The 2,940-nt window shown below is 65.5% G+C and carries 3 protein-coding genes; all 3 read right to left on the bottom strand.

Features of this window, described 5'->3' with window-relative positions; genetic code table 11:
• Positions 1-1,493, bottom strand: a 1,493-nt coding sequence (locus tag ACR2JA_RS00990; RefSeq protein ID WP_434007278.1) for an FAD-dependent oxidoreductase, incomplete at its 3' end; no start/stop codon positions are given.
• A 10-nt stretch (positions 1,494-1,503) separates the two neighbouring features.
• A complete protein-coding gene (locus tag ACR2JA_RS00985; protein WP_434007277.1) occupies positions 1,504-2,304 on the bottom strand; it encodes an ABC transporter ATP-binding protein in 801 nt (266 codons plus the stop codon).
• The coding region (gene ntrB, locus ACR2JA_RS00980) for a nitrate ABC transporter permease (RefSeq protein WP_434007276.1) at positions 2,301-2,940 on the bottom strand (640 nt) is incomplete at its 5' end. The genes ntrB and ACR2JA_RS00985, both read right to left, overlap by 4 nt.

Genomic DNA, 2,940 nt, shown 5'->3' with positions numbered 1-2,940 from the left:
GCCTTCTTCTTTGGCGTGGCCGAGTAGTCGCCGCCGGCGGTGAACATCAGGATCTGCTCGACCAGGCCGGTGCAGGAACCGCAGCTGGCGCTGGCCTTGGTGTGCTTCTTCACCTCGTCCAGCGTGAACAGGCCCTTGTCCTTGATGGCCTTGCAGATCGCGCCCTTGGTCACGCCGTTGCAGCCGCAGACCTCGTCGCTGTCCTTCATGGCGGCGGCCTTGTTGTGGCCCTGGTGGCCCACGTCGCCGATGTTGCTCTCGCCGAACATCAGCTTGTCGCGGATGTCGCTGACGGTGCGGCCTTCGCGCAGCAGCTTGAAGTACCAGCTGCCGTCCACCGTGTCGCCGTACAGGCAGGCGCCGACCAGCTTGTCGTCCTTGATCACCAGCTTCTTGTAGACGCCGCCGAAGGGGTCGCTCATCACGATCTCTTCCGTGCCTTCTCCGCCGGTGAAGTTGCCGGCGCTGAACAGGTCGATGCCGGTGACCTTGAGCTTGGTCGAGGTCAGCGATCCGGTGTAGCGGCCGATGCCGAACTCGGCCAGGTGCGTGGCCAGCACCTTGCCCTGCTCGAACAGCGGTGCCACCAGGCCGTAGGCGATGCCGCGGTGCGCGGCGCATTCGCCCACCGCGTAGATGCGCGGGTCGGTCACGGTCTGCATGGTGTCGCTGACCACGATGCCCTTGTTCACGTGCAGGCGCATGCTCTCGGCCAGCGCCGTGTTGGGGCGGATGCCCACGGCCATCACCACCAGGTCGGCCGGCACGGTGCTGCCGTCCTTGAACTTCACCGCCTTGACGCGGCCGTCTTCACCGCCCACCAGCTCCTGCGTCTGCGCGCCGATCAGGAACTGCATGCCACGCTCTTCCAGCGACTGCTGCAGCAGCTTGCCCGCAACATCGTCCAGCTGACGCTCCATCAGCCAGGGCGAGACGTGCACCACGCTCACGCTCATGCCGCGCTTCATCAGGCCGTTGGCCGCTTCCAGGCCCAGCAGGCCGCCGCCGATCACGACCGCGTGCTGGTAGGTCGCGGCGGCGTCGATCATGGCCTGCGTGTCGGCGATGTCGCGGTAGGCCAGCACACCCTTCAGATCCTTGCCGGGGATGGGCAAGATGAAGGGGTTGGAGCCTGTCGCCATGATCAGGCGGTCGTACTCGGCCGACACTTGCTCGCCGTTCGGCCCGGTCGCATGCACGATGCGCTTGACCCGGTCCACCTCGGTCACCTTGTGGCCGGCGTGCAGCGTGATGCCGTTGTCCGAGTACCAGGACCAGTCGTTGAGGATGATCTCGTCGATGGTCTGTTCACCGGCCAGCACGGGGCTGAGCAGGATGCGGTTGTAGTTGGGGTGCGGCTCGGCGCCGAACACGGTGATGTCGTACAGGTCGGGCGCGATCTTCAACAGCTCTTCGAGCGTGCGCACGCCGGCCATGCCGTTGCCGACCATCACCAGTTTCATCTTCGCCTTGGGGTTGACTCGCATGTCCATGGGGTTCTCCTCAAGCCGCTTTTTCGACGTGGCTTTGACGGGTGTAGAGGAAGTCGATCACGGCTTTGCGGACCTGCTGGTACTGCGGGTCGTCGGCCAGGGCCACGCGGTTGCGCGGGCGTGGCAGTTGCACGCTCAGCACCTCGCCGATGGTGGCGGCGGGGCCGTTGGTCATCATCACGATCTTGTCGGACAGCAGCACCGCCTCGTCCACGTCATGGGTGACCATGACCACGGTGGCCTGGGTCTTGGCGACGATCTCCAGCAGCTCGTCCTGCAGCTTGGCGCGGGTCAGCGCATCGAGTGCGCCGAAGGGCTCGTCCATCAGCAGCACCTTGGGCTCCATCGACAGGGCGCGGGCGATGCCCACGCGCTGTTTCATGCCGCCCGAGATTTCGCCGGGGCGCTTCTGCGCCGCGGGCGTCAGGCCGACCAGGGCCAGCGCGTCGTTCGTGCGTTGCTTGAGTTGCGCCTTGCTTTCGGTGGCGGCAAACACGCGCTCCACGGCCAGGTAGATGTTCTCGAAGCAGGTCAGCCAGGGCAGCAGCGAATGGTTCTGGAACACCACCGCGCGCTCGGGGCCGGGGCCGGCGATTTCCTTGTCGGCGCACAGCAGCACACCGCTGGTGGGTGTGGTCAGGCCGGCGATCAGGTTCAGCAGCGTGGATTTGCCGCTGCCCGAGTGGCCGATCAGCGCCACGAACTCGCCCTTGGCGACGGTGAGGTGGATGTCGCGCAGCGCCGGGAAGTTGCCATTCTTGGTCTTGAAGGTCTGTTCCACGTTCTGGATGTCGATGTACTTCGTGTTCATGCTTTCACTTCCTCAAAGGTGAAGAGGGAGGCCAACTTGATGAGCGCGAACTCCAGCAGCAGGCCGACGATGCCGATCACGAAGATGGCGATGATGATGCTGGACACGTTGAGGTTGTTCCACTCGTCCCAGACCCAGAAGCCGATGCCCACGCCGCCGGTCAGCATCTCAGCGGCCACGATCACCAGCCAGGCGGTGCCGACGGCCAGGCGCACGCCGGTCAGCAAGTAGGGCAGCACGGCGGGGAACAGGATCTTGGTGAAGATCTTCCATTCGCTGAGGTTGAGCACGCGGGCCACGTTCATGTAGTCCTGCGGCACGCGCTGCACGCCCACCGCGGTGTTGATGACCATGGGCCAGATCGAGCAGATGAAGATGGTCCAGATGGCGGCCGGGTTGGCGCCCTTGAACACCAGCAGACCGATCGGCAGCCAGGCCAGCGGAGACACCGGGCGCAGGAGGCTGATCAGCGGGTTGAACATGCGCGAGAGGAACACCGAGCGGCCGATGGCGAAGCCGGCCGGGATGCCGACGAGCGCTGCCATGCCGAAGCCGATGGCCACGCGCTGCAGCGAGGCCAGCACGTTCCAGCCCACGCCCTGGTCGTTCGGGCCGTTGCGGTAGAACGGATCGGAG

It is taken from the genome of Hydrogenophaga sp., from assembly GCF_051007235.1.
Classification (GTDB): domain Bacteria; phylum Pseudomonadota; class Gammaproteobacteria; order Burkholderiales; family Burkholderiaceae_C; genus Hydrogenophaga.
This window is presented reverse-complemented; position numbering and strand designations above follow the sequence as displayed.

Excerpts from the sequence above, each read along its gene's own strand:
- ACR2JA_RS00985 (WP_434007277.1), bottom strand. The coding sequence starts at position 2,304 with ATGAACACGAAGTACATCGACATCCAGAACGTGGAACAGACCTTCAAG.